The 26,242-nt window shown below is 71.7% G+C and carries 26 protein-coding genes and 1 tRNA gene; 16 read left to right on the forward strand and 11 right to left on the reverse strand.

All coding sequences use genetic code 11. The annotated features are described in order from the left end of the window. The 8 genes from ACTJKO_RS01735 to ACTJKO_RS01770 all read left to right on the forward strand — a co-directional run bounded on the left by ACTJKO_RS01735 (position 1) and on the right by ACTJKO_RS01770 (position 7,270). On the forward strand, positions 1 to 696 hold the full coding sequence (locus tag ACTJKO_RS01735; protein WP_440685045.1) for an alpha/beta fold hydrolase: 696 nt from the start codon (positions 1 to 3) through the stop codon (positions 694 to 696). Between the two features lie 45 nt (positions 697 to 741). Next, a complete protein-coding gene (locus ACTJKO_RS01740) occupies positions 742 to 2,199 on the forward strand; it encodes a lipase maturation factor family protein (RefSeq protein ID WP_440685047.1) in 1,458 nt (485 codons plus the stop codon). 329 nt (positions 2,200 to 2,528) lie between these two features. Then, positions 2,529 to 2,765 (forward strand): 50S ribosomal protein L28, encoded by a 237-nt coding sequence (rpmB, locus tag ACTJKO_RS01745; RefSeq protein ID WP_022903747.1) that lies wholly within the window; start codon positions 2,529 to 2,531, stop codon positions 2,763 to 2,765. Next, the gene (gene rpmG / locus ACTJKO_RS01750) at positions 2,765 to 2,935 is read left to right on the forward strand and encodes a 50S ribosomal protein L33 (protein ID WP_022908193.1); all 171 of its coding nucleotides are present in this window, start codon (positions 2,765 to 2,767) and stop codon (positions 2,933 to 2,935) included. Before rpmB ends, rpmG begins: the two co-directional genes overlap by 1 nt. Before the next feature lie 2 nt (positions 2,936 to 2,937). Continuing rightward, complete coding sequence (gene rpsN / locus ACTJKO_RS01755; protein WP_022908192.1) at positions 2,938 to 3,243, forward strand: 30S ribosomal protein S14; 306 nt, start codon at positions 2,938 to 2,940, stop codon at positions 3,241 to 3,243. Positions 3,244 to 3,530: 287 nt separating this feature from the next. Then, the gene (locus tag ACTJKO_RS01760; protein ID WP_017886454.1) at positions 3,531 to 3,818 is read left to right on the forward strand and encodes an HU family DNA-binding protein; all 288 of its coding nucleotides are present in this window, start codon (positions 3,531 to 3,533) and stop codon (positions 3,816 to 3,818) included. A 150-nt stretch (positions 3,819 to 3,968) separates the two neighbouring features. Continuing rightward, complete coding sequence (locus ACTJKO_RS01765) at positions 3,969 to 5,948, forward strand: cytochrome c oxidase assembly protein (protein ID WP_440685050.1); 1,980 nt, start codon at positions 3,969 to 3,971, stop codon at positions 5,946 to 5,948. Beyond that, a complete protein-coding gene (locus ACTJKO_RS01770) occupies positions 5,945 to 7,270 on the forward strand; it encodes an ATP-dependent DNA helicase (RefSeq protein WP_440685052.1) in 1,326 nt (441 codons plus the stop codon). The genes ACTJKO_RS01765 and ACTJKO_RS01770 overlap by 4 nt, the downstream gene beginning before the upstream one ends. A gap of 69 nt (positions 7,271 to 7,339) precedes the next feature. Here ACTJKO_RS01770 and ACTJKO_RS01775 read toward each other — a convergent pair whose 3' ends face one another. Continuing rightward, positions 7,340 to 7,792: a DUF4383 domain-containing protein gene (locus ACTJKO_RS01775; protein WP_440685054.1), complete on the reverse strand. Its 453-nt coding sequence runs from the start codon at positions 7,790 to 7,792 to the stop codon at positions 7,340 to 7,342. 337 nt (positions 7,793 to 8,129) lie between these two features. Between ACTJKO_RS01775 and ACTJKO_RS01780 the strand changes: the two genes are divergently transcribed. Further along, a complete protein-coding gene (locus ACTJKO_RS01780) occupies positions 8,130 to 8,927 on the forward strand; it encodes a phosphatase PAP2 family protein (protein WP_440685056.1) in 798 nt (265 codons plus the stop codon). A gap of 27 nt (positions 8,928 to 8,954) precedes the next feature. On the opposite strand, the gene ACTJKO_RS01785 is transcribed toward ACTJKO_RS01780, so the two are convergent. Then, positions 8,955 to 10,520: an alpha/beta hydrolase gene (locus ACTJKO_RS01785; protein WP_440685058.1), complete on the reverse strand. Its 1,566-nt coding sequence runs from the start codon at positions 10,518 to 10,520 to the stop codon at positions 8,955 to 8,957. Positions 10,521 to 10,895: 375 nt separating this feature from the next. Here ACTJKO_RS01785 and ACTJKO_RS01790 point away from each other — a divergent pair, with 375 nt between their 5' ends. After that, positions 10,896 to 12,035: an LLM class flavin-dependent oxidoreductase gene (locus ACTJKO_RS01790; protein WP_440685060.1), complete on the forward strand. Its 1,140-nt coding sequence runs from the start codon at positions 10,896 to 10,898 to the stop codon at positions 12,033 to 12,035. 138 nt (positions 12,036 to 12,173) lie between these two features. On the opposite strand, the gene ACTJKO_RS01795 is transcribed toward ACTJKO_RS01790, so the two are convergent. Both ACTJKO_RS01795 and ACTJKO_RS01800 read right to left on the reverse strand, forming a co-directional pair. Beyond that, positions 12,174 to 12,569 carry a DMT family transporter gene (locus ACTJKO_RS01795; protein ID WP_440685062.1) on the reverse strand — a complete coding sequence of 132 codons (396 nt, stop codon included), beginning with the start codon at positions 12,567 to 12,569 and terminating at the stop codon, positions 12,174 to 12,176. Position 12,570: 1 nt separating this feature from the next. Next, on the reverse strand, positions 12,571 to 12,885 hold the full coding sequence (locus ACTJKO_RS01800) for a DMT family transporter (RefSeq protein WP_440685064.1): 315 nt from the start codon (positions 12,883 to 12,885) through the stop codon (positions 12,571 to 12,573). A 70-nt stretch (positions 12,886 to 12,955) separates the two neighbouring features. Here ACTJKO_RS01800 and ACTJKO_RS01805 point away from each other — a divergent pair, with 70 nt between their 5' ends. Genes ACTJKO_RS01805 through ACTJKO_RS01820 form a run of 4 tightly spaced genes read left to right on the forward strand, consistent with a single transcriptional unit; the run spans position 12,956 to position 16,780 of the window. Next, the gene (locus ACTJKO_RS01805) at positions 12,956 to 13,534 is read left to right on the forward strand and encodes a TetR/AcrR family transcriptional regulator (protein ID WP_440685066.1); all 579 of its coding nucleotides are present in this window, start codon (positions 12,956 to 12,958) and stop codon (positions 13,532 to 13,534) included. A 55-nt stretch (positions 13,535 to 13,589) separates the two neighbouring features. Next, the gene (locus ACTJKO_RS01810; protein WP_440685068.1) at positions 13,590 to 14,603 is read left to right on the forward strand and encodes a permease; all 1,014 of its coding nucleotides are present in this window, start codon (positions 13,590 to 13,592) and stop codon (positions 14,601 to 14,603) included. Next, complete coding sequence (locus ACTJKO_RS01815) at positions 14,590 to 15,390, forward strand: TIGR03943 family putative permease subunit (protein WP_440685070.1); 801 nt, start codon at positions 14,590 to 14,592, stop codon at positions 15,388 to 15,390. The genes ACTJKO_RS01810 and ACTJKO_RS01815 overlap by 14 nt, the downstream gene beginning before the upstream one ends. A 1-nt stretch (position 15,391) precedes the next feature. Further along, positions 15,392 to 16,780, forward strand: a complete 1,389-nt coding sequence (locus tag ACTJKO_RS01820) for a hypothetical protein (protein WP_440685072.1) — start codon at positions 15,392 to 15,394, stop codon at positions 16,778 to 16,780. On the opposite strand, the gene ACTJKO_RS01825 is transcribed toward ACTJKO_RS01820, so the two are convergent. The 6 genes from ACTJKO_RS01825 to ACTJKO_RS01850 form a co-directional block, all read right to left on the reverse strand. Beyond that, a complete protein-coding gene (locus tag ACTJKO_RS01825; RefSeq protein ID WP_440685074.1) occupies positions 16,777 to 17,736 on the reverse strand; it encodes a helix-turn-helix transcriptional regulator in 960 nt (319 codons plus the stop codon). The genes ACTJKO_RS01820 and ACTJKO_RS01825 overlap by 4 nt on opposite strands. A gap of 152 nt (positions 17,737 to 17,888) precedes the next feature. After that, the gene (locus ACTJKO_RS01830; protein ID WP_440685076.1) at positions 17,889 to 18,935 is read right to left on the reverse strand and encodes an NAD(P)-dependent alcohol dehydrogenase; all 1,047 of its coding nucleotides are present in this window, start codon (positions 18,933 to 18,935) and stop codon (positions 17,889 to 17,891) included. Between the two features lie 123 nt (positions 18,936 to 19,058). Continuing rightward, complete coding sequence (locus tag ACTJKO_RS01835; protein ID WP_440685078.1) at positions 19,059 to 20,174, reverse strand: glycerate kinase; 1,116 nt, start codon at positions 20,172 to 20,174, stop codon at positions 19,059 to 19,061. A gap of 29 nt (positions 20,175 to 20,203) precedes the next feature. Then, positions 20,204 to 21,298: an FAD-dependent oxidoreductase gene (locus ACTJKO_RS01840; RefSeq protein ID WP_440685080.1), complete on the reverse strand. Its 1,095-nt coding sequence runs from the start codon at positions 21,296 to 21,298 to the stop codon at positions 20,204 to 20,206. Positions 21,299 to 21,349: 51 nt separating this feature from the next. After that, positions 21,350 to 22,300, reverse strand: a complete 951-nt coding sequence (bla, locus tag ACTJKO_RS01845; RefSeq protein WP_440685082.1) for a class A beta-lactamase — start codon at positions 22,298 to 22,300, stop codon at positions 21,350 to 21,352. 77 nt (positions 22,301 to 22,377) lie between these two features. Then, positions 22,378 to 22,448 (reverse strand) — tRNA-Gly (locus tag ACTJKO_RS01850). 209 nt (positions 22,449 to 22,657) lie between these two features. Here ACTJKO_RS01850 and ACTJKO_RS01855 point away from each other — a divergent pair. After that, a complete protein-coding gene (locus ACTJKO_RS01855) occupies positions 22,658 to 23,725 on the forward strand; it encodes a DUF6177 family protein (RefSeq protein WP_440685084.1) in 1,068 nt (355 codons plus the stop codon). Continuing rightward, positions 23,715 to 24,062, forward strand: a complete 348-nt coding sequence (locus ACTJKO_RS01860) for a hypothetical protein (protein ID WP_440685086.1) — start codon at positions 23,715 to 23,717, stop codon at positions 24,060 to 24,062. Before ACTJKO_RS01855 ends, ACTJKO_RS01860 begins: the two co-directional genes overlap by 11 nt. Positions 24,063 to 24,117: 55 nt before the next feature. On the opposite strand, the gene ACTJKO_RS01865 is transcribed toward ACTJKO_RS01860, so the two are convergent. Next, entirely contained in the window at positions 24,118 to 26,163 is a 2,046-nt protein-coding gene (locus ACTJKO_RS01865; protein ID WP_440685088.1) for a cytochrome c oxidase assembly protein, read from the reverse strand. Positions 26,164 to 26,242 lie beyond the last annotated feature (79 nt).

The raw sequence follows: 26,242 nt of genomic DNA on the forward strand, positions 1-26,242 counted from the left end.
ATGCACGTCATCCTGGTGCCCGGATTCTGGCTCGACGCGAGCGCGTGGGACGAGGTGTCCCCGGTGCTCCGCGCCGCTGGGCACTCGGTCGAAGCGGTGACGCGCGACGGTGACACGCTCGACGAACAGGTCGCGTCGCTCGTCGCGAAGCTCGACGACGTCGCTTCCCCGTCCGAACCCGTCGTCCTCGCCGGCCACTCCGGTGCCGGTCCGATCGCGTACATGGCGGCGGACCAGCGTCCCTCGCTCGTCGCGCACCTGCTCTACGTCGACACGTTCCCCGGGCCGGAGGGCGGCTGCGTGAACGACGAGCTGCCGGTCGTCGACGGCATGGTGCCGCTGCCCCCGTGGGACGTGTGGGAGGCCCCGACGGTCCGGGGGATGACGCCCGAGGTCCGCGAAGCGTTCGAGCATCGGGCCGTCCCGGAGCCCGCGGCGGTGACGTCCGACCCGTTCCACTACGCGGACGCGGCGCGGCACACGATCCCCGCGACCGTGATCACGTGCGAGATCCCGGCGACGGACCTCGCCACCATGGTCGCCGAACACCAGACCTGGGCCGCCGAACTCGTCGCCACCGAGGACCTCTCGATCGTCGGGCTCGAGACGGGGCACTGGCCGATGTTCACGGCACCGCAGGAGCTCGGCGAGCTCATGGTGCAGGCCCTCGCGCCGAAGCCGACCGCCGCGCCGTAGCGGAGCCGCTTCCGGCCGCAGGGACACCCGCGTAGCGTCCGGCTCGTGGACCCCGCCGTCTGGACCCAGTGGGCCGGCGCGACCGACTCCGACGTCGCCCGGTTCGTGCTCCAGCGCGGCGTCGCGGCCATCGCCTGTCTGGCGTTCCTCTCCGCACTCGCCCAGTTCCCCGCACTCGTCGGGGAGCACGGACTGCTCCCGGTCCCGCGGTTCATGGAGCGCCCGTACGCCCGGCGGCTCCCGGTCGTGTGGCGGTGGTGGCGCTACACGGACGCTCGCCTCCGGTGGCTCGCGGGCGGGGGTGCCGTGGTCGCCTTCGCCCTGGTCGTCGGGCTGCCCCAGCGTGCGCCGTGGTGGGTGCCGATGCTCTGCTTCCTGGCGCTCTGGCTCGCCTACCTGTCGATCTCGGACGTCGGTCAGACGTTCTGGGCGTTCGGGTGGGAGTCGCTGCTCGTCGAGGCGCTCTTCACGGTCGCGTTCCTCGGGTCCGACGACGTCGCACCGCCGATCGTCGTGCTGTTCGCGCTCCGGTGGCTGGTGTCCCGGCTGGAGTTCGGGGCGGGGATGATCAAGATGCGCGGGGACCGCAGCTGGCGGGACCTGACGGCGCTGTACTACCACCACGAGACGCAGCCGATGCCGAACCCGGTCTCGCGGACCGCGCACCTGCTGCCCCGTCCGGTCCACCGGCTCGAGACGCTGGGGAGCCACTTCGTGCAGCTCGTCGTGCCGTTCTTCCTGTTCGCCCCGCAGCCGGTGGCGTCGGTCGCCGCCGGCCTGGTGCTGCTCACGCAGCTCTGGCTCGTGGTGTCGGGGAACTTCGCCTGGCTCAACTGGATCACGCTCGTGCTCACGTTCGCGGCCGTCGACGACCGATCGGTGGCGGCCGTCCTGCCGTGGCTCGGCCCCCTGGCCACGTCCGGTCCCGCCGTGACGCCCGTGCCCTTCGTCGTGGTCACCGTCGCGGTCGGGGCCCTGCTCGCGTGGCTGTCCTGGCCGGCCGCGAAGAACCTCGTGTCCCGGCGGCAGCTCATGAACGCGTCGTTCAACCGGTGGCACCTCGCGAACGCGTACGGGGCGTTCGGCAGCGTGACCCAGCAGCGCGACGAGGTGATCGTCGAGGGGACGCTCGCCGAGGTCCCCGGCGAGCAGGACTGGCAGCCGTACGAGTTCCGGGGGAAGCCCGGCGATCCCCGTCGTCGACCCGGGCAGTTCGCGCCGTACCACCTGCGACTGGACTGGCTGATGTGGTTCCTCGCGCTCGGCATCGACGACCGGTGGTTCCGGGTGTTCGTCGTCCGTCTGCTCGAGGCCGACCGACCGACGCTGCGGTTGCTCGCGCGTGACCCGTTCGACGGGGAGCGACCGCGGTGGGTGCGGGCTCGGGTGTTCCGCTACCGGTTCGCCACGCGGGCCGAACGGCGTGCGACGGGCCTGTACTGGATCCGGCAGGAGCGCTCCCTGCTCCTCGCGCCGACGGCCCTGCGACCGCCACGCCGCTGACGCGCCCGTCCGCCGGTGGTGGGCTGCACCGGCGGGGCCGCACCGCGCCTCCCGTCCGGCCCTGCCAGGAGGCGCCGCTTGCGACACGCCCGGTCCTCGCGTAACGTGGACCCCTGGTTCTCCGCGTCCGCGCGGCGGACCCAGTTGTTCCAAGCCCTCCGACCGTCGCGAACGCCGCGGTCGCGCGGTGCTCACGGCCTCTTCGACAGGGTCCGCGGGCCTGGGCGGTGCGCACAACCCCCTCGCTTCGTCCCCGGACGAGCGCGTGCGCGCCAGGCAAGTGACCTTGGGTGCGGCCGTCCGGTCGCACGGTACCTCAGGAGGAAACCATGGCAGCAGTGTGCCAGGTGACCGGCGCCACCCCCGGCTTCGGTCACAACATCTCGCACTCGCACCGCCGGACGAAGCGTCGCTTCGACCCGAACGTGCAGAAGAAGACGTACTACGTGCCCTCGCTTCGTCGTAACGTCACGCTCACGCTCAGCGCGAAGGGCATCAAGGTGATCGACGCACGCGGCATCGAGTCCGTCGTCAAGGATCTCCTCGCCCGTGGGGAGAAGATCTGATGGCCAAGAAGGGTCAGGACGTCCGTCCGATCATCAAGCTCCGCTCCACGGCGGGCACCGGGTTCACCTACGTGACCAAGAAGAACCGTCGCAACAACCCGGACCGCCTCGTGCTCAAGAAGTACGACCCGGTGATCCGCAAGCACGTCGACTTCCGTGAGGAGCGCTAAGCATGGCGAAGAAGAGCAAGATCGCGAAGAACAACCAGCGCGCCGAGATCATCGCGCGCTACGCCGAGCGTCGTCTCGAGCTGAAGAAGGCCCTCGTGGACCCGAACGGCACCGACGAGTCGCGTGAGGCCGCCCGCGTCGGCCTGCAGAAGCTCCCGCGCGACGCGTCGCCGGTCCGCTACCGCAACCGCGACGCCATCGACGGTCGCCCCCGCGGCCACCTCGGTGAGTTCGGCATCAGCCGTGTCCGCTTCCGCGACATGGCCCACCGTGGCGAGCTGCCGGGCATCACGAAGAGCTCCTGGTAAGCATCCGCTTCCCCGAACGCCCCGTCACCACCGTGTGACGGGGCGTTCGTCGTCTCCGGGCGGATTCGGGGGACATCTTCGTCACTTCCGTCACATCTGACCCGCCGGTCCCTCGACAACCCCGGAAATCCGGGCGAGTCGGCCGTTTTCGTCCCCGGCGGCTGGTACGTTCGACTCCGGTTCCGCCGGGCCCTCGGCCCACTGGCACCGTGGCACGGGGCAACCGCTCCGGGCGCCGGGCGAGAAGTCGTCCGACCGATACTGCAAGAAGTCCGAGGAGGACATCCATGGCTGACAAGTCACTGAACCGCACCGAGCTCGTCGCTGCCGTCGCCGCCGAGTCCGGCCAGAGCCAGGCCACCGTCAACGGCGTCGTCGACGCGCTGTTCAGCGTCGTCTCGAGCTCGGTCGCCGACGGCACCAAGGTCACGATCCCCGGCTGGATCGCCTTCGAGAAGACCCACCGTGCCGCCCGCACCGGCCGCAACCCGCAGACGGGTGACGCCATCGAGATCGCCGCGAGCGACTCGGTCAAGGTGAGCGCCGGCTCGAAGCTCAAGGCTGCTGTCAAGTAAGACCGCTCGCACCACGGGGAAGGGACGGCTGCGGCCGTCCCTTTCGTCGTTCCCGGGCCGCTCCTCCACACCGGCACCGGGCCGGCGTCGCCGTCCACGGGCAGACCTGTCGATTCCGCCCCCGGGAGGGGCAGCGCCTAGGCTTGACGGGTGAACCGGATCGCGCGCATCGCCGGCCCCGCCGTGCTGCTGCTCGTCGGGTTCGTCTCACTCCTGGTCGCCCTCGTCATCGGCGGTGGGGCGAACGCGGCGCTCATCGCCGACCCCGGCGCCGTCGTCCGCTTCGGTCTCCCGATCGCCCGGCTCGTCGTCGACCTCTCTGCCGCCACCGCGATCGGTGGGCTCGCACTGGCGACCGTCGGGCTCTCCCGCACGGCGCCGGAATGGAACCGTGCCATCGACGTCGCCGCCGGTGCCGCGGGCGTCTGGACGGTGGCGTCGGCCGTCACGACGTTCTTCACGTTCCTCAGCGTCGCCGGCTCGAAGGTCAGCATCGACGAGCAGTTCGGACAGTCGATGGGGGTGTTCCTCACCGGCACGGACCTCGGGCTCGCCTGGCTCGTGACGGTCCTCGTCGCCGCGGCCGTCACCGTGCTCTGCTTCGCCGTCCGCTCGCGGGGCATGGTGGCCCTGACCGCCGGCGTCGCGATGATCGGGCTGATCCCCCTCGCACAGCAGGGTCACGCCGCCGGCACGGCCAGTCACGACGCCGCGGTGACCGCGCTCGGGCTGCACCTCGTCGGTGCGGCGCTCTGGGTGGGCGGCCTGGTGATGCTCGTGCTCCTGCGGCCGGTGGTCGGCGGGCAGCGTCTGGCGGCGGTCGTCGGACGGTACTCCAGCATCGCGCTCGGCTGCTTCGTGCTCGTGGCGGTGTCGGGTGTCGCGTCCGCGCAGATCCGCATCGGGTCGTTCTCGAACCTGTTCACCGCGTACGGGGTGCTCGTCCTCGTCAAGATCGCGGCGATCATCGCGATCGGCGTCCTCGGGGCGGTGCAACGGCGGCGGGCGATCCGGTCCCTCAGCGTCGCTCCGGGACGGCGCGGGCCGTTCTGGTGGCTCGTCCTCGCCGAACTCGCCGTGATGGGCGTTGCCAGCGGGTTCGCGGCAGCGCTCGGCCGGACCGCCACCCCCGTCGACCAGATCGCGCTGAGCAAGACCACGAACCCGTCGCCGGCGGAGCTGCTGACGGACGACGCCCTGCCGCACGACCCGGGGGCGTGGGGATGGCTCACGGCGTGGAACACCGACCTGTTCTGGCTGATGGCGGCAGTGCTGCTCGCGGCGGCGTACGCGGCCGGAGTGGTGCGGTTGCGGCGCAACGGGGTGCGGTGGCCCGCTCGGCGCTCGATCGCCGCCGGCATCGCGCTCGTGTCGCTCGTCGTGGCCACCTCCGGCTCGCTCCACACCTACGATCGATTCCTGGTCTCCGCGAACGTCGGCGCCCACCTGCTGCTCGGACTCGTCGTGCCGGCGCTGGTCTGGGCGGCCGCGCCGGTCCAGCTCATCCGGGCTGCCGTGCACCCGCGTGACGACGACAGCACGGGCGTCCGGGAATGGACCGCCGTCCTGCTGGACAACGCCGCCGTCCGGTACCTCGTGCAGCCGTTCCCGGCGTTCCTGCTGCTCGCGGCGATCTGGTGGGCGTTCTTCGCGACCGAGGCGCTGCGGTGGTCGGTGAGCGACTCGACGGGTCGCACGGTGATCGACCTCGTGTTCCTGCTGGTGGGGCTGCTCGCCGTGCCGACGCTCTGCACGCCGGTCGCCGCCGGAGCTCGTCTGCCGTCGGTGTCGGCCGCGGTCGTCCGGATCGCCGGCGCGGTGGTCGTGGGGGCCGGGCTGGTGTCGCTCGGCATCGCGTTCCGTGGGCCGCTCGGGCTCGTGCAGGCTTCGTGGTTCGGAGCGATGGGACGCACGTGGGGTCCGGAGCCGCTCGTCGACCAGGCTCGTGCGGGCGTGCTGTTCGTCATCGCGGGCATCGCGGTGGTCGTGGCCGTCACCGGCGTCGTCGCGGTCGCGCTCGTGCGCTCCCGGCGAGACGGTGCCGAGGTCGGACGGGGCACCGGCACCGGCACCGACGCCGGCGCCGTGCGTACGGACACCGACGCGGGCGCGGGCGCAGGCACGCGATGAGCGTCGAGCTGAGCGCGGAGCAGCGCGCGGTCTTCGAGTACATCGAGCACACGCGCGACCACGTCTTCATCACCGGGCGGGCCGGCACCGGGAAGTCGACGCTCCTCAACCACCTGTCGTGGAACACCGAGAAGCAGGTCGTCATCTGCGCCCCGACGGGCGTCGCGGCGCTGAACGTCGGCGGGCAGACGATCCACTCGCTCTTCCGGCTGCCGATCGGCCTCATCGCCGACGCCGAGCTCCGACAGGGCCCGGACACCCGGAAGCTCCTCAACACCATCGACACCCTCGTGATCGACGAGGTCTCGATGGTGAACGCCGACCTGCTCGACGCGATGGACCGCTCGCTGCGGAAGGCCCGCGGTCGGCAGTTCGAGGCGTTCGGCGGCGTGCAGGTCGTGATGTTCGGCGACCCGTACCAGCTCCCGCCGGTGCCGGGCGACGGCGACGAGCGGGCGTACTTCACCGACCACTACCGGTCCATGTGGTTCTTCGACGCGAAGGTCTGGCTCGAGGCCGAGCTGCACATCGTCGAGTTGGCCACCGTGCACCGGCAGCGTGACGACGCCTTCGCCGCGATGCTCACCGCCGTCCGCCACGGGCGCGTCACCGCCGACGTCGCCGGGCAGCTCAACGCCGCGGGGGCACGTCCGGCACCCGATGACGCGATCACCCTCGCGACGCGGAACGACACGGTGGCGCGCATCAACAAGGCCGCCCTCGACCGTCTCCCCGGCAAGGTCCGGACGGCGCGGGCCGACGTGAACGGTGACTTCGGCGGTCGGAACTTCCCGGCGGACGAAGCGCTCGAGCTGAAGCCGGGCGCGCACGTGATGTTCCTCCGCAACGACCCGGACCAGCGCTGGGTGAACGGCACGCTCGGCATCGTGACGACCATCCGCGACACCGTGTGGGTCGACGTCGACGGGGAGTCCTTCGAGGTCCAGCCGTCCGTGTGGGAGAAGTTCAAGTACTCGTACGACCCGGACAAGAAGGAACTTAAGAAGGACACCGTCGGCGAGTTCCAGCAGTTCCCGCTCCGCCTCGCGTGGGCGGTGACGATCCACAAGTCGCAGGGGTCGACCTACGACCGTGCCGTCGTGGACCTCGGGAACCGGGTCTTCAGTGCCGGGCAGACCTACGTCGCGTTGTCGCGGCTGACGTCGCTCGACGGGCTGTACCTCACGCGCCCGCTCCGGCCGCAGGACATCATCGTCGACCTCGACGTCCGGCGGTTCATGTCGGAGTCGCCCCGCGTGGTGGCCACCGAGCTCGAGGCCGCCGCCGCACCCGGTTCCCCGCCCGAGCGCGACAGGGACTGAGCGCGCACGACCGGACGCACGACGCCCCGCCGGCCACGAGGGCGGGCGGGGCGTCGAGCGGACGTGGTGTCAGGCGCGAGCAGCGTCGGCGCGCAGTGCCCGGATGTTCTCCTTGTCGGCACCGAACGCGGTGAGGAGCAGGATCACGCCGACGATCGCGTGGAACACGTTGTCGGTGGTGTTCAGCGCGAAGACGTTGGCGGAGGTGTTCACGAAGACGAACCCGTACACCGCGAACACGACGAGCACGACGCCCACGAGGATGTTCACGTTGCGCGAGCCGATGGTGTTGCCGAGCCCGACGAGCAGGAGTGCGACGGCGAGCAGGACCCAGACGAGCGCGGTCGCCGGGTTCACGCCGAACGCGTTCCAGAGCATCCCGCCGTGGCGGTTGAAGAACCCGGGGTCGCCGTCGCCGGCGAAGAAGAAGCCCAGGAAGCCCCAGATGGCCAGGACGGTGCCCGCGGTCAGCGCGAGCCCGCGGTTCGGGGAAGCGGTGATGCTCGGTTCCTTGATGGCCACTTCGGTCTCCTCCTCGTACGCAGCCGACGCGCCGTGCGTCGATCCGGCGATGCCCGCCGGTGCGTTCACCCGAGCGGACCCGGTCGGCCCAGCGGTCCCGAAGGTCGCGGACCCGCGGTTCCCAGGCTCCGACCGGCGGTCCAACGGTATCGTGTCGGACCGCGACCGTCCGAATCGCACGCGCGTGACCAGGCGTGTGAGGACACCGACGACCAGCACCCCGAGGAGGACCAGTCCGGTGACCCGAACGCCAGAACGCAACGCACCGGAATCGCGTGGACCGAGTGTCTCGCGACGGCTGCGGTGGGGGCTGTTGGCGGCTCTGGGGTTCGTGATCGTGCCTCTCGTCTACGCGGCGGCGGTCCTGACGCCGGTGGGGCAGCGGGTCGAGGACGCCGCGCTCGGCGGTGTCCGGGACTCCGACCTGTTCGGGTCGGACACTGCCCTGAACGTCATCTCGGTGCCGGTGATCCTGTTGCTCGTGGTCGTGATCGCCGCCGTCGCGTTCGCCCGGCGTCGGCTCGCGGTGGGGCTCGGAGCGGGCGTCGTGGTGCTCGCGTCGGCAGCCAGCTCGACGCTCGTCAAGCGTATCGCCGAGCGCCCGGAGATCGCTCAGTCGACGACGCCGAACTCGTTCCCGTCCGGCCACGCGTCGATCGCGCTCGCGGCGCTCTTCGCCGTGCTCATGGTCACGCCCAGGCGGTTCCGGCCGATCGTCACCCTGATCGGTGCCGCCTACGCCGTGTTCGTCGCGAACCAGACGGTGGTGTACGGCTGGCACCGCGTGAGCGACATCGTGGGGGCCTGCGGGCTCGCCCTGTTCTGGCTCGGGGTCGTGCGGGCGTTCGGGCCGCGGGTGGACCGGGGGGAGCGCGGCGACCGGGACGGCCGTCGTGGTCCGCGTCGGCTCGTGACCGCCGTGCTGCTCGTCGGCACGGGCGTGACGTTCCTGGTGGCGGTGGTGGCGCTGGTGTACGGGGTCGCGGGTGGCACGCACGACCACTCGGCGATCCTCGTGGCGGGGCGCATGGCCTCGAGCGCCAGCGTGCTCGCCGTGGTCACGATCGTGTGGGTCGCGGACGGCATGCACCACGCGGCGAGGACGGACACCGAGGCGCTCCCCGCCGTGCGCTGAGCCGCCAGGGCCGCTGCCGGAGCGGGGTCAGCCCTTGATCCGCCAGTGCGGAGGAGAGGTCTGAGGCGAAAGACCGAAGCGCGCGGTGGGGCTGTCGCCCTGGATCGCGTGGAAGATGTCGGCGATGACCGCACGGGAACCGACGTGGTAGGCGTGACCGATGAAGCTCTCGTTGACGAGCGTTGCATCGACGGTGTCGACGTGCCGATGCGTCACGACGGGCGGCAACGTGCCGGCGCGCTGTGAGCGCCGCACTGCACCGGAGAGTCCGAGCGCGAGGTCGCGCTTGGTCGCGTACATCGTGCCGTAGGAACTGAGCATGGGACGGAGTCCGGCCACGCTCGAGAACTCGCTGGGCGTGACGTCCGGCGCGGCGAGGACCACCGCGCCGAGGCGGCGGCCGACGGCTGCGAGGGCTCCCACGAGCGCACTGGCGGCGTTCGCGAACAGGTAGTTGCCCATCGAATGGAAGATCACGTCAACGCTCTCCACCCCGGTGCGTTGCGTGAGGTCCACGATGAAATCGACCAGGTGATCGGCGCTGGACCTCGCCTCGGCACGGTCGCGACGGTACTCGTGCAGCTTGTTCGCGGAGGGCCAGGAGAACGCGGCCGTGACCCCAGCGATGCCGAGGTCGGCAGCGAGTTGGCCCGTCGTGACCATCGCGTTGCGGAAGCTGGTCCTGAATCCGTGAACGAAGACGACGATCCGCCGTTCGTTCGCTCCGAGTGCGGCGATCTCGCGGTCGATCTCCGCGTCGAAGCTCGCGAGCGAGAGCGGGATGACGCTCGTCAAGCGTGGGGCTCCGCTCCAGGACAGTTTGCGCCAACCGATCGAAAGTCGTCGGCGACGCCCGATCCGGTGGGACTCGGGGACGTCGATCGTCGCGATCCCGTAGTGCATGGCGTCGTTCGGGTCACGTCGACCGTCGAAGAAGTCCGTCCCCGACGCTCCGGCGCGATCCGTGCCGAAGTACACCGTGATCCGATGATCGGTCGGAACGGATGGCCGTCTGATCCGGAGCGCATCCGTCGTGACCGCGGTCGTGACCTCGTTCACGTCGAGGAGCCCGGGTTCAGCATCGGCGCTGTGCATGAGGACGTCCGAGAAGTCGATCTCCGTCGCGACCTCCGATCGGACGTCCGTGCGGCGAGGCCCGGAGAAGCGCTCCTGCGCGGTTGGGAAGTCCGTGCCGACGAGTTCACGCACCACGATCTCGGTGTCCGCGGCGGCCTCGTCGGAGACCCGCGCGGCGAGCAAGGCCGGGAGGAACTCCGGACGGTCGAGGACCTCCCAGAACTTGTTCGATCGTGCAAGTTCCACGTCGGACCGCCACGCGAAGGATCCTGCAAGGGTCTGTCCCAGAGCCAGCGTCCGCTCGACGGCGGGTGCGTTCCGGTTCCGGAGGAGTTCGTCGACCGACGAGCGGAGATCGACGAGCCGGGCGCGCAGTTTCGAGTCGTCCGTGGGCGCATCGGCAGCCGGTGGTAGCGCTGCCCCGATCGTGACGACGGCAACCGTGATGGCGCGCGGTAGCTCCGGCTCCTCGACATCGACCGTTCCGGTCCAGAGCTGCTGCACTGCGTCAGCCATCCGCACCCGACTCTCGCTCGGGCGGCGGCGCGCGGTCGTCACGATGGAGTCCGCTATGTCGGACGCGGCAGCGAGGACCGCGGCTGACTCCCCGGCCGAAGCTGCGATCTCCATCAAGCCCGCGGCGAGGGCGCTCTCGCGGACGTACCGAGGACCGTCTTCAGCTCGCAGCGTCGAGCCGATCGATCGGAACCGTGGTGATGCCAAACCTTCCCCCCTGCCGACACCGTAGCTGGCTGGGTCCGCCGCGTTCACGCCCCCGAACGGGGCAGGACCTCATGACGCGGTCGGCACTGGCGGGAATGTCCAGAGCTGCGCTACGTTGTACCCAGCAGATCGATGCAAACGCATCAATCTCACGAAAGGCGGCGCATCATGCAGTTCGGCATCTTCACGGTCAGTGACGTCACGACCGACCCCATGACCGGCACCACGCCGGACGACACCCAGCGCGTCCGCGACATCCTGACGATCGCCGAGCACGCCGACCAGGCCGGGCTCGACGTCTTCGCCACGGGCGAGCACCACAACCCCCCGTTCGTCGCCTCGTCGCCGACCACCATGCTCGGGTACCTCGCCGCGCGGACGAAGAACATCACGCTCTCGACGTCGACGACCCTGATCACGACGAACGACCCCGTGCGCATCGCCGAGGAGTACGCGATGCTCCAGGTCATCTCCGACGGCCGCATGGACCTCATGATGGGTCGCGGTAACACCGGGCCGGTGTACCCGTGGTTCGGCCAGGACATCCGTCAGGGCGTCAACCTGGCGATCGAGAACTACGCCCTCGTCCGCCAGCTCTGGGAGAACGACGTCGTCGACTGGCAGGGCAAGTTCCGCACCCCGCTGCAGGGCTTCACCTCGACGCCGCGTCCGCTCGACGGGGTGCCGCCGTTCGTGTGGCACGGTTCGATCCGCACGCCGGAGATCGCCGAGCAGGCCGCCTACTACGGTGACGGCTTCTTCCACAACAACATCTTCTGGCCGATCCAGCACACCGCGCAGATGGTCGGTCTCTACCGCCAGCGCTTCGAGCACTACGGACACGGAGCCGCGAACCAGGCGATCGTCGGTCTCGGTGGCCAGTTCTTCGCCCGCAAGAACTCGCAGGACGCCTGGAACGAGTTCCGCCCGTACTTCGACAACGCCCCGGTGTACGGACACGGTCCGTCGATGGAGGACTTCACCACGCAGACGCCGCTCACGGTCGGCTCGCCGCAGCAGGTCATCGACCGGTACGCCGCGATGAAGGACCACGTCGGGCACTACCAGCGGCAGCTCTTCCTGGTCGACCACGCCGGACTCCCGCTCAAGACGGTGCTCGAGCAGATCGACATCCTCGCCGAGGAGATCGTGCCCGAGCTCCGCAAGATCAACGACGAGGGACGCCCGGCCGACGTGCCGTCCGACCCGCCGTCGCACGCCTCGCGCGTGGCCGCGGCGCTCGCCGCCGGCACGGCGGGCAGTGACCACGTCGCCGCCGAGGACGAGTGGACGGGCGCGTCCGTCTGATCAGGCGACGCGTCGGACGGGAGGCGCGGTGCCGGCTGGCACCGCGCCTCCCGTCCGTCCCGTGGGCGCGTCCGGCGGCCGCTGCCGAGACTCGGCGTGGACGACGTCCCTCGCGCTCCGAAGCCCGAGTCCTGTCGTTCAGGCCGAGTCTCGCGCCCGGGTGGGCCGGGTGGGCCGAGTGGCCCGGGTGGCCGGGTCGACGGCGTCCTGCGTCGGTCGGGCGGGCACGAGCTTCAGCCCGACGACGCACCCGACGATCCCGGCGATGAACAGCAGCCGCAGGGCGGTGACCGGTTCGGCGCCGGTCGCCATGCCCCACAGCACGGTCAGGGCTGCTCCCGTGCCGGTCCAGACCGCGTACGCCGTGCTGATCGGGATGTGCTTGAGCACGTAGCCGAACGCCACGAGGCTCACGACGATCGTCGCGGCGAACACGATCGTCGGCCCGAGCACCGTGAACCCGTCGCTCTCGCCGAGTGCGGTCGCCCAGACGGTCTCGAGGGCGGCGCTGACGAACAGCACGACCCACGCCACGTCAGCTCACCACCTTGAGTCCGACGACGCACGCGACGAGCCCGAGGACGAGGGCGAGCCGGGTGACGGAGGCGGCCTCCTGCCGGCGGAGCACCGCGACGACGACCGTCAGGGACGCGCCGATCCCGACCCAGACCGCGTAGGCGGTGCCCACGGGGATCTCCTTCATGGCGAACGCCAGGCCGACCATGCTGAGTGCCATGCCGGCGACGAACACGATCGTCGGCACCACCTTCTTGAAGCCGTCCGAGGCGCTGAGCGCGGTCGCCCACACGGCCTCGAGCACGCCGGAGAGGACGAGGACGATCCAGGCCATGCGACGCTCCTTCCTGTAGTCGTACGAGTGTGCGACTATGAAAGTAGCACAGTCGTGCGATTATGGGGGCATGGCCAGGAGCATCGACGTCGACCAGCGTCGCCGGGACGTGTCCGAGGCGGCGTGCCAGGTCCTCGCACGCGACGGTCTCGGCGCGCTGAGCGTGCGGAACGTCGCGGCCGAGGCGGGTCTGCCGCCCAGCACGGTCCGGTACGTGTTCCCGACGCAGTCGAGCATGCGCGAGCACACCATCACGCTCGTGTTCGATCGGACACGGGAGCGCATCGAGGCGATCCCCGCCGACCTGCCGCCGCGCGAGCGGGCGCACCGGATCGTCCTCGAGCTCCTGCCCCTCGACGACGAGCGGGTCGTCGAGCTCGACGTCTACCTGGCGCTCGGGAACGCCGCGCTGACCGACGCCGAGCTGCGGCCCGCGCTCGACCGGGTCGTCGACGAGATGCGGGAGTGGAGCGAGGAGATCCTCGAGCTGCTCGGCGTGCCGGAGGCCGACCGCGAGTACGAGGCCTGCCGCCTGCACGCGCTCATCGACGGCCTCGCGATGCACGTGGTGCGTCTCGCGCCGCGGGAGACCGGCGAGTGGGCGATCGACGTGCTCGACCGGCACCTCGACGGGCTCGCCGCGCGCTGAGCGCCGAACCGCGCGGCCGCCGCTGCGCACGACGTCCGTCGCCTATCCTTGCCCCGTGACGACGACCGCGCCGCCGCCGCAGCGTTCCCGGGCCCGCACCGGTCCGGGGCTGGTGCTGCTCGCCGTCGTGGCGCTGCTCGCGGTCCGGGTGCTCTCACCCGCCGTCGGGACGGCGGGTCTGCCGGACGTCGTGCAGGACTTCCTGACGCTCGCGATCAGCGTCGTCGTCGAGTCGCTGCCGTTCGTGGTCCTCGGCATCCTCCTGTCGATCGTCGTCGAGGTGTGGGTACCCGTCGGTGTGCTCGAACGGCTCCTCCCGCAGCGACCGATCCCACGCCGTGCGGTGATCTCCCTGATCGGCATGCTCTTCCCCGTGTGCGAGTGCGGGAACGTCCCGCTCGCCCGCGGTCTCATGCTGCGCGGCTTCACGCCGGCGGAGGCCGTCACGTTCCTCGTCGCCGCCCCGATCCTCAACCCGCTCGTGATCGTCAGCACGGCGCAGGCCTTCGGCTGGTCCGGCTGGATCCTCCCCGTGCGCATCGTCGGCGGGTTCGTGATCGCGAACCTGGTCGGCTGGATCGTCGCCGCGCACCGGCGCCCGGCGGACCTCCTCCTCCCCGCGTTCGAGGCCCGCTGCCGTGCCGCGGTCGGTGCACCCGCCAGCCGGAACCGGTGGCGTGCGAGCGCCGCGCAGTTCGGCGGGGAGAGCGCCACGATGATGCCGGCAATGTTCGTCGGTGCCGGCCTCGCGGCCGCGATCCAGGTCGCGGTGCCGCGGTCCACCCTCGTCGCCGTCGGCGCGAACCCGGTGCTGTCGGTCGCGGCGATGATGCTCCTCGCGATGACGGTGTCGCTGTGCTCGAACGTCGATGCGTTCTTCGCCCTGTCCTTCGCGTCGACGTTCCTGCCGGGGTCGATCACGGCGTTCCTCCTGATCGGCCCGATCATCGACGTGAAGATGATCGCCCTGCTCCGGACGACGTTCCGTGCGCGCTTCCTCGTCGTGTTGGCCGTCGTCTGCACCGCGTTCGCCGCGACCGTCGGGTTGGTGATGAATGTCCTCGTCTGACGCGCCGCAGACCGCGCGGGCGTGCGTGGGGCTCGGGGCCGTGCTCGCCGTGGCGCTCGGCACGCTGTGGCTCGCGCTCGCCGGACACCTCGACCTCTACATCAACCCGCGGTACGCGGTGTTCACGATCGTCCTCGCGGCGATCGCGGTCCCCGCTTCGGTCGCCGGGTTGATCGCCGTGGCGCGTGGGCACGGGCACGCGCACGACGACGAGGCAGCACACGAGCACCCGGTCCGACGGTCGGGAGGCGCGGCCCGCCACGCCGGCGCGGCGCTCGGCTGGATCGCGGCGTGCGTCACGATCGGCATCACCGCCGCGATGCTCGTCCTGCCGCCGACGACGCTGTCCGCCCGCACTGCGCAGCAGCGGAGCATCGACTCGGCGACGCTGTCGGACGCGACCGGCAGCGGGGCGCAGGTGTCCCTCCTCGGCAGCGGGTCCGTCGACACCTCGCACTACGGGGTCAAGGACTGGGCGGCCCTCATCCGGCAGACCACCGACGCGAGCTCGCTCGTCGGCCGGCGGGTCGAACTCTCCGGCTTCGTCGTGCCGGGGGCAGCCGGCTCGTTCACCCTGACCCGGTTCGTCATCAGCTGCTGCGCCGTCGACGCGCAGCCGGTGGGACTCGCGGTCGTCACGGACGGGAGCGTTCCCTCCTCGGGCCGGTGGGTCACCGTCTCCGGGGCGCTCGCGTCGAACAGCGACCAGTCCGCCGACGCGCGCATCGTGGTCCGGGCGACCACGATCAGGACGATCGCCCAGCCGGAGGACCCGTATGAGTACTGATGTGCGCGTCCGTCCCGGGAAGCGGTTCCGTCGTCGACTCGTCGCCACGATGCTGGTGTTCCTCGTGGTCGGGACGACGGCCGCCGTGGTCGGCTCCCAGCAGGGGCCGCGGCTGCGCGAGGTCTCGTACGACGCCAGCGGCCTCGTGTCACGGCCCGCTCAGCGCGTGATCCTGACCGCGAACCAGGCCCTGCAGGCGGTCACGCCCGACGACGTCCGGGTCAGCCCGGCAGCGGCCCACACCGTGACGTCGAGCGGGAACACGATCGCGGTGGAGTTCGCCGGGCCGCTCGCGTACGACCGCTCCTACGAGATCTCCGTCGTGGGTGTCCGTGCCCCGGGGCAGCGGGCCACGTCGGACCTCCGGACGTCGATCCGCACCGGCACCACCGACGTCCTGGCGCTCGTGCCGGGCACCGGCGGCGGGAAGGACCGGATCGTCGACCGCCCGCTCGGCCCGGGAGGCACGACGACCGTCTACAGCGGTACCGGCATCTCCGAGTACGCGCGACTCGGGCGCTTCCTCGTGGTGGTGAGCGGCACCGCCACGGGCTCGTCCGTCGACATCGTGCCGTTGTCCCGGGGCGTGCAGGACGAGGGTGCCCCCGTCGAGCACCTCACCCTGCCCACCGCCCGGGGGCGCGTCACCGCCCTGCACGCCGCGGACGACGGTGCGTCGTTCGGCTTCCAGTACGCCGACACGGCGGCAGGGCAGTCCCGCGACGTGGGGCTGTACGTGGTCGACATGACCGGCACGCACCTCCCCACGGCGATCTCCAGCAGCGGCGAGCCCGTGGTCGGTGCGACACCGATGAGCGTCGGGCAGTGGGCGTACGTGCCCCGGACCGAGAGCGCCCTCGTCCGGACGAGCAGCGACGATCTGCTGCTCGTCGACATGAGCGGACGCAGCGACGTGGTGCGGCTCGGCAGCGCGACGTACCTGCACGGCTTCGTCGGCACCGGCGCCACGGCCGTCGTCGAGACCGGGACCGGGATCGAGCGGCTCGACCTCACGGACGGCGAGCGTGCCGCGTTGCCCACACCCGCGGGGAGCACCGAGGCCTCGTACCTCGGACGCATCGCGCAGCTGACGGACGACAGCTACCTGCGGGTGGTCGGGGACGTGCGCCCGGACGGGACGCTCGCGCAGCGGATCGTGCGCGTCGCCGGGGGTCGCACCTCGACGCTGGTCGACAGCGTCCCGGAGGACGCGAGCGTGACGGCGGTCTGCCCCTCGCCGAACGGCCAGTTCGCCGCCGTGGCGACGAGGTCCGCGACCGGGGCCCTGGTGAGCATCGTCGACGCGTCGTCCGGTGCCCTCGAGGCCAGCGTCGCCGCAGCCTCGGTCGACTGGTGCAACGGGTTGCCGTCAGGGGACGCGGTCGGCTAGCGACGGAGCGTCTGCTTCGGGTACTCGCCGAACCGGCGCAGGTACTCGCCCGAGAAGCGTCCCATGTGGGTGAACCCCCACCGAGCGGCGACGTCCGCGACCGCGACCTGACCCGGCTCCGCGCGCAGGAGGTCCTCGTGGGCGCGGCGGAGTCGGACCTCGCGGAGGTACTGCATCGGCGACCGGTCGAGGGTCCGCTGGAACGCCTCCTGCAGCCCGCGCACGCTGAGGTCGGCGACACGGGCGACGTCCGACACCGTCAGGGGCTCGTGGGCATGCGCCTGGATGTGCTCGACCGCCGTGCGGATCCGGGCGTTGCGGTGCTCGTCCCAGCCGGTCGGGGCGGCCTCGGCGCGGAAGCGGTACATCCCGAGCAGCGCGCGGGCGGTGTCGCGCTGCGCCTCGTGCCACGCGAGCGACCCGACGCCCTCGTCGCGCAGGACCCGGACGGACGTGGCGACCGCGCGGCGCCACTGGTCGACCGACGCTGCCGTCGGCGCCGCGTGCCGGTCGAAGTCGACGGACCCGTCGACGAGGTACTGCTCGGAGGCGACGTCGAGCACGAGGTCGCGGCTGAGGTGCACGAGTCGCTGGTCCCAGTCGCGGTAGTCCATGTCGAACCGGCGCTCGATGGGGAACAGCACCGGGACGCCGTGCTGCAGCTGCTGTTCGTCACGGCCGACGTCGATGGTGGCGCTGCCGGAGTCGATCCACTGGACGACGACCTCGCCCTCGACGGCGACGTCCCCGCGCAGCGAGCCGTGCATCTGGGAACGCCGGATGCTCATCGCGTCGTCGCCGATCGCGACGTAGCGGTACCAGTAGTCGCCGTCGGTCCGTCCGGAGTGCCAGGATCGGCCCGCGTACATCCCGGCGAGGTCGGAGACCGCGGCGTCAGTGTCGTCGCCGGCCACCGACACCAGGGCGGAGGATCCCTCCGGTGCCGTGATGCTCATTCGTCGAGTCTTCCTGGTTCGCGCGCCCGCCGTCGGCGGTTGCGGGAGTCGGACGACGCGCTCGCGTTCTGCGGACACGTCCGACGAACGGGAGGCGCGGTGCGGACCCGCACCGCGCCTCCCGTCCGTCCCTGGTGGCGTCTGGCGGGACGCTAGGCGAGCGTCGCTGCGTCGATGACGAAGCGGTAGCGCACGTCCGAGCTGAGGACGCGCTCGTAGGCCTCGTTGATCTGCTCGGCAGCGATGAGCTCGGTCTCCGGGAGGATGCCGTGCTCGGCGCAGAAGTCGAGCATCTCCTGGGTCTCGCGGATGCCGCCGATGTTGGAGCCGGCCCAGGAGCGGCGGGCCGGGATGAGCGCGAACGCCGGGACCTCGAGCGGCTCGGACGGTGCGCCGACGTTGACGAGCGTGCCGTCGACCTTGAGCAGACCGAGGTAGGCACCCATCGGGATCTTCGCCGACACCGTGTTGATGATGAGGTCGAACGAGCTCGCGAGCTGCTCGAACGTCGCCGGGTCCTTCGTCGCGAAGTGGGCCGTCGCGCCGAAGCGGAGCGAGTCCTCCTGCTTCGAGGTGGTCTGGGACAGGACGGTGACCTCGGCGCCGAGAGCGACGGCGATCTTGACGGCCATGTGCCCCAGGCCGCCCATGCCGACGACGGCGACCTTCGTGCCGGGGCCGGCGCCCCAGTGGTGCAGCGGGGAGTACGTCGTGATGCCGGCGCAGAGCAGCGGCGCGACCTTCTCGATGTCGAGCGACTCCGGGACGCGGAGCACGAAGTCCTCGTTCACGACGATCGCCTGCGAGTAGCCGCCCTGGGTGATCGAGCCGTCGGCGGGGTCGATGCCCGCGTAGGTCTGGATGTTGCCCTTGAGGCAGTACTGCTCCTCGCCCTTGACGCAGTTCTCGCACTCGCCGCAGGAGTTCACCATGCAGCCGACGCCGACGCGGTCGCCGACCTGGTGCTTGGTGACCTCGCTGCCGACCGCGACGACGTGACCGACGATCTCGTGGCCGACGACCTGCGGGTACTGGATCTCGCCCCATTCGCCCCGGACGGTGTGGATGTCCGAGTGGCAGACGCCGGCGTAGGCGATGTCGATCTCGACGTCGTGCGGGCCGACGTCACGACGGGTGATGGTGGTCTTGACGAGCGGTTCCGTGGCGGACGGTGCCGCGTACGCGTTGACGGTGCGCAATGGTCTCCTCGTGGGTGGTGCGTCCGGGCCGGTTCCGGCCCGCTCCCCAGTGTGGTGGAGCGCGCCACCGCGAGGGAGGTTGCGTTGGGACACCCCTCGACTTGCGGATCGCCGTCCGGCTCGTCAGGCCATCCGGGCCAGGCGGGTGCCGGCGATCCGCGCGAAGCGGAGCGGGTCGGCCAGCGCGTCCGACGGCTCGCCCGTGGTCTGCGTCGCGATGACGGTGAGGGACGCGGCGGCGGCGTAGTCGTCGAGCGGCGCCTCGATCGCCCCGGCGACGAGCATCGAGCGCGCCCCGGGAGCGTGCTCGATCGTGAGGTGCCGGACCACGGACGGCACCTTCCCGGCCGCGCTCTGCCCGTCGTACCGCCCCTCGCCGGTGATCACCACGTCGGCGCCGTCGAGCAGCGCGGGCAGCCCGAGGACCTCGGCGACCGCGTGCGCACCCGGCGTGAGCGTGGCACCCCACGCGAGCAGGGCGAAGCCGACACCACCCGCGGCGCCTGCGCCGGGCGTCGTCCGGTCGACCTGCCAGAAGCACTCCGCCCAGTCCCGCAGTCGGGCCTCGAAGACCGGGATCCGGTCGGCGGTGACGCCCTTCTGCGGCCCGAACACCGCAGCCGCACCGTCCGGTCCGAGGAGCGGTGCGGTCACGTCGGTGAGCACGACGGCCCCATCCGGCGGCAGGCGTCGCATCCACGTGGTGTCCACCCCGGTCACGTCGTCGAGGAGTTCCGCGCCGCTGCGCATCCGTGGCGGGTGCTCGGGGACGTCCGGCGCGAGGGAGATCAGTGCGCCCAGACCGAGGAGCATGTCCGCCCCGCCGTCGATCGACGCGCTGCCGCCGATGCCGAGGGTGAGCGCGGTCGCGCCGGCGTCGAGTGCCGCGGCGATCGCCTCGCCGAAGCCCCGCGAGGTCGCGGTGTCCGGCCGGAGCTCGTCGAGCAGCGGGAGCCCGCTCGTCGTGGCGAGCTCGACCACGGCGCGTCCGTCCGGCAGGCGGAGCCAGGACGCCTCGACGGGCGTGCCGGCCGGCCCGGTCACGGTGACCGGTACCCGCTCGGCGCCCGGAACGGCGGCCTCGAACGCATCCAGCGTGCCCTCGCCGCCGTCCGCCATCGGGGCGAGCACGACCTCGTCACCCGGACGTTCGGCGAGCCACCCGTCGCGGACGGCGAGCGCGATGTCCGTCGCCGTCGCGGTGCCCTTGAACGAGTCCGGCGCCACGACGATCCGCATGCCACCACCGTAGCGGTCCGCGCGCTGGACTACAGGGCGAACCGGGGGTAGGGGGTCCCGCCGGCGACGAGGTCGGCGATCAGCTCCCCGAGGAGCGGTGCGAACTTGAAGCCGTGGCCGGAGAACCCGGTCGCGACCGTGACCGGACCGCGGCGGTCGACGACGAAGTCCTCGTCGGGGGAGTTGTCGTACAGGCAGCTGATGAAGGTCGGCTGCGTGGCGTCCACCCCGGGGACGAACCGTTCGACGTACGCCTGCAGCCGAGCGGCCTCCGTCGCCACCGGGGTCCGGTCGCGGTGGTCCGGGTCGACCACGGGACCGGTGCCGTGGAACCCGACCTTCACGCCCTCGCCGGGGGTGAGCAGGCCGTACACGTCGTCGTGCTCGGCCCAGTGCACGAAGCTCGGCCACGCCTCGTCCGGCAGGAGGCTGGGGAAGTGGGCGGGCTGCTCCTGCGTGATGCGGAGGGCCGGGAGGCGCGTCCCGCGTGCGGCGAACAGGTCGCCGACCAGCGTGGGAGCCCACGACCCGACGGCCGCCACCAGGTGCGGCGTCCGTACGCGGTGGCCGTCCGACAGCCCGACGGTCACGTCCTCGCCGTGGTCCTCGATCCCGGTCACGCGGGTGTCGAACCGCAGCTCGGCGCCGGCCCGTGCGGCGAGGGTCAGGAAGGCCTCGATCGCCTCGGCGGACCGGATCCGGCCGGCCGAGGCATGGGTGAGGACGTGCCCCTCGAACGTGATGCCCGGCCACCGGTCGGCCGCTTCCTCGGGTGTCAGGGCCTCGTGCGGGATGCCGGCGTCGTCGAGCGCGGCGGCGATGGCGTCGACGACCTCGGGTCGGCCGTGGTCGACGGCGCCCGTGCGGTCGATGAGCGGGTGGCCGACGGCGGCCTCGAGCGCTTCCCACAGCGCGAGCGCACGGGTGGTCAGTGCGACGTACTCCGCGTCGGCGTACCCCTGCCGGAAGATCCGCGACGCTCCGTGGGATGACCCCAGGTCGTGCCCGCGGCCGTGCTGTTCGACGAGCAGGACCGGCTCACCGCGTGTGGCCAGCGAGGACGCAGCGGCGGCGCCGACGACCCCGCCGCCGATGACGACCGTCGGAGCGCCGGGGGAGGACATGTCCCGAGCGTAGTGGGGGTCGACGGCGTGTGACGGGTGGGCCGGGGAACGTCAGCCCGCGGCGCCGAACGCGCCGAGGACCACCGAAGCGGTCTTCGCCACGAGTGCGTCGTCGTACGCCACCCCGGGGTCGTTCCGGCTCGTGAGGACCGCGATGACGATCGGACCGCCGCCCGGGCGGGTCACCCGGGCGATGTCGTTCCGGATGCCGCCGGCTCCGCCCGACTTGTCCGCGACCGTCCACCCTGCCGGAGCGCCGGCGCGGATCAGGGTGTCGCCGGTGGCGTTCCCGCTCATCCACCGCTCGAGCAGGGCCGTGTCCGCGGCGGAGAGCGTCCGACCGTCGAGGACCCGCGCGAGCGACGCCGCGAACGCGGACGCCGTGGTGGTGTCGTCGGTGCTGCCGGGGCGGACGTCGTTGAGCGACGGCTCGTCGTGCACGACCTCGGTGGTGCGGTCCCCGAGCTCCCGGAACGCGGCGTCGAGCCCCTGCGGTCCGCCGATGCGCTGCAGGACGAGGTTCATCGCCGTGTTGTCGCTGTCCCGCACGGCGGCCTCTGCGAGCTGGGCGGAGGTCAGACCGTCGGCGACGTGCTCGGCCGTGACGGGGGAGTGCCCCGCAGCAGCGACGTCCGCCGCGGTCCACCGCACCCGGACGTCACGGTCGCTCCCGTGCACGGAGCGGAGGAACTGTGCAGCCGCGAACACCTTGAGCGTGGACGCGTACCCGAACCGCCGGTCCCCTCCGTACGCCACGGTGGCACCGGAGCTGGTGTCCGTCGCGACCACCCCGACGGTCGCCGCGTACTGCTGCTCGAGGGCACTGATCGACCTCGAGACGGCGGACCGTTCGGCGGGGCCGATCGTCGGCGTCGGACTCGCGACCGCCGTCCTGGTCGGGGCGGCGGTGCCGTGGGTCCTCGACGCGGCGGGTGTCCCGCCACTGCAGCCGGCGAGAACGAGGGCGGCGACGACGCCGGGGACGAGCAGGGCGAGACGCATGCCAGCACCTTCGCGTCCCGCCCTGGACGTGCGCCGAACGCAGGAGGGCCGCCCGGTCGGGCGGCCCTTCGTGTCGGAGCGAGTGACGGGAATCGAACCCGCGCTACCAGCTTGGGAAGCTGGAGTTCTACCATTGAACTACACTCGCGCACCCCGCTCAGCGGGACGTGGCAAGCCTAGCGGATTCTCCGCTGGACGCCAGCCGGGAGCCCACCGTGCGTCGCGGGACGGACGCGAGCCGCGCCTCCCGAACCGCACCCGTGTCTCCGCTGTGAGCCCGCCAGCCTGACGGACAGGTGTCGTCCTCGTGTGTACCGTCCAGGTGGATCGAGCGCCCCGAACCCGAGGAGGACCCGGATGGTCAGACATCCCCTCATCGACGACGTGGTCGGCCCGGCGATCGTGGTCGACTCCGCGTCGCCGGTCGTGTGGCTGACCGAGGCGCTCGCCTCCCTGCTCCGTCGGGCCTCGGAATCCGGGCGCACCGTCGTGCTGCGCACCGGTCGGGAGGCGGCACTCACCCCCGCCCTCCGGCACGCGCTCGGCGCTCACGGCGCGGCGTGGGCCGTGGCCGACTTCGACGGCACGCTGCGGGACGGACGCACGGGCGTCGCCGCCTCCGGCGTCGAGGACTTCGTGCACCGCGGACCCGAACTCGTCGGGACCCCCTCCCCGGAACACCCCGTCTCGACCGACTCGGTCCGGCAGATCAGCATCGACCTGACCCTGCGACACCACCCCGGGCGTGCCGTCGACATCGGATCTGCGATCGAGGCGCTCTGCGAGACCGTCGGGACCTGTCCGACCCGCTGGGGAACGGCCGAGCCGCTGACCGTCCCGTGGGACCGCTGGGTCGTGACGCAGTACGCGAAGCACGAGGCGCCCGCCGTCTCGACGTCGTACGCCGTGGGCGAGGGCTTCTCGGCGACGATGACCGCGCACCTGCTCGACGGGGTCGTCGTCGAGACGATGTCCGCCGTGCTGACCATCCCCGAGGACGGGGTCGACCCGACGCTCGCCACGAAGCTGCTCGAGGCCGTGCGGCGCGTGGCGGACGACGTCGAACCGGTGTTCGGGGTCGTGATGCAGCGCCGGGGTGACGCCGACCACCTCGTGCGTGCGGTGTCCCACGGGGAGCCGTCGCCGCTCGCCGTCGTCGTCGGCCCCGAGGCCACCGAGTTCCTCGACCGCGACGGTGTGTGGCCGCCGCCGCGCACCACGACGTCGACCTTCGGCGGAGGCGGGCTCGTCGTCCGGTTCGACGACGGATGGGAAGCGCTCGAGTCGTTCCTGGACCGCATCGACGAGGAACGCTTCCTGCAGCTCGTCGGAGGCGCCCCGCTCGACCCCGCCCACGACGAGGGGACGCTCGACGGGCACCTCGGCGACGAATCCCACGTGTTCGGCGGTCGACGTGCCCCGTGACGTCACCCTGCTCTGCCGCGGACCGGTCGAGACGCGTGACGTCGCCGAGGCGCTGCTCCTGCACGACGAGAGCTGGGGCGTCCGGGCGCTCGACGACGGCCCCATGGTGCAGGTGTGCCGTGACGCCACCCACCCGGTCATCACCGTGCTCGGGGTGCGACGGGTCGACTCGTTCGACGAGGTCGAGCGCATCCTGCCCGACGCGCCGACGCTCCCGACGCCCCTGTGGTGGGTGGACACGGTGACCCCGGCCGGTCCCGACGGTGAGTCGGGCATCTCCGCCGCGCTCGAGGCCGCGCTGGACCTCGACGCGGTCTGCATCGTCCACGGGGACTGAGCGCCGAAGCGCTCCGCCGGCGCGCTCCGACGTGCCCGCGGAGCGGGTGCGCGCGTCAGTCGCGCTCGTTCATCGCCGCCAGACGCTCGTTGTACGCCTTGAGGTCGGCGTCGCCGTCACGGTCGGCCTTGCGGTCGAGGCGCTTGGCGTCGCGGGTGTCCGACCGCACCCAGTTCCGGACGACGAGCAGCGCCACGAACACCATCGGGAGCTCGGACGCACCCCAGGCGATCCCACCACCCGTGTGCTGGTCGGCGAGCAGTGCCGCGTCGTTCGTCTGCCCGAGGGCGTGGAACCAGTCGAGCGCGAACACCGACTCGGACGTCATGACCGCGACGCCGAAGAACGCGTGGAACGCCAGCGTCGCGAGCAGGGCGATGATGAGGATCGGGTACTGCGGTCGCGCGGGCCCCGGGTCGACGCCGACGAACACCCAGAAGAAGAGGTACCCGCTGAACACGAAGTGCACGACCATCGCCACGTGCCACTCGTGCGACTGCATAGCGTACTGGTACGCCGGCGTGAAGTAGAACACCACGAGGGAGCCGGCGAAGATCACCCCGGCGACGGCCGGCTTCGCCAGGAACTGCATGTAGCGCGAGTGCGTGAACAGCATGAGCCACTCGCGCGCACCCCGCGACCCGTCGTTGCGGACGGGCAGGGTGCGGAGCGCGAGCAGCACCGGTCCGCCGAGCACGAGCGGCAACGGCACGAACATCATCAGCAGCATGTGCTGGACCATGTGCGACGAGAAGTGGATCATCCCGTACACGGCCGGTCCGGCCGAGGTCGTCCAGACGAAGAGCGCGCAGCCGAGCAGCCAGGCGATCGTCCGGCCCACCGGCCACCCGTCCCCGCGCTTCCGGAGCTTGCGGACAGCGAGCAGGTACCAGCCCGCACCCACGACGGCGATGCCGAGCCACATCCAGTCGACGTGCCACTGGGTGAGGTACGTGTGCAGGGTCTGCGCCGGCGGGTACGGGAAGCCGATCAGACCGGAGCGGGTGTCCTCACCGGTCTCGGGGGTCTGCGGGATCGGCGGCTGCGACCGCGACACGGCCACGGAGACGCCGATCGCGACGGCCATGAACACGATCTCGGCGAGGGCGAACCGGACGAACGACCTCCGGTCGAGCGGCGAGCGGAGCAGCCCGGGCACGAGACGCCGGCGCTGCACGACCCCGGCGAGCCCGAGCAGCACGAGGATCACCGCCTTGACGGTGATGAGCCACCCGTACGTCGTCGTGACGAGGTCGAGCGGCCCGGTGAGCCGGAGCGAGGCGTTCACGATGCCGGAGAACGCGACCGCAGCGAACGACCACCCGGCGAGCGTCGAGTAGCGGGACACGACCCGGCCGGTGGCGCCCTTCGTCCGGGTGCGCAGGGCGACCACGGCGACGAGGCCGCCCGCCCAGACGCAGACCGCGACGAGGTGCACCGCGAGGGAGTTCACCGCGTTCGCGTGTTCCAGGGAGCCTGCGGCGTGCCCGGAGAGCGCGAGGGGGAGCAGCGCGAAGAGCCCGGCGACCGTGGCCACCGCGAGGGTCGTCACGCGGGTGGCGAAGGCAGCGACGACGGTCGCGACGAGGATCGCCACCGCGGACACCACGAGGGCCTGGCCGATCTCCACCTGGAACGTGAAGAGCATGAAGTTGCGTGCGAAGACCGGGTTGGTGAGCGGCACGCCGAGGGTGTTCGCCCCCGTGAACACGATGCTGACGATCGCCGCGAGGAACCACACCGCGCCCGTCGCGGCCGCCCAGCGCGTCGCTCGGTGCTGCACGCTCGAGAGCGCTCCGTGGTCCTGCTTCTGCGCGGGCAGCGCGAACGCCGCGACGACGAGCAGGCCGATCGTCAGCGCCGCCATCGTGTCGTGCACCACGCGTGCCACCGGCAGGCCGTACTCGACGAGGTCGCCCGCGGAGACCAGCTGCTGGTTCGCGGTGAACGCGCCGGTGAGCGTCATCCCGAGGATCGAGCACGCCACCGCGAGCGGGACGGCGACGACGAGGACCGTCGCGACGGTGGACGTGCGCGCGGTGACGGGCGCGGATTCCGGCGCCGCGCCTCCTGGCTGGGTTTCGGGTGACGTGACGGTCATGACCGTCCAATGGTAGGTGCCCTGACTGGGCCCACGCCGCCGGTTCCTGAACGGCGCGTCAGCGGCGCGAGAGGCAGGC

Source organism: Curtobacterium sp. 22159, assembly GCF_052045775.1.
In the GTDB taxonomy this organism is placed as follows: domain Bacteria; phylum Actinomycetota; class Actinomycetes; order Actinomycetales; family Microbacteriaceae; genus Curtobacterium.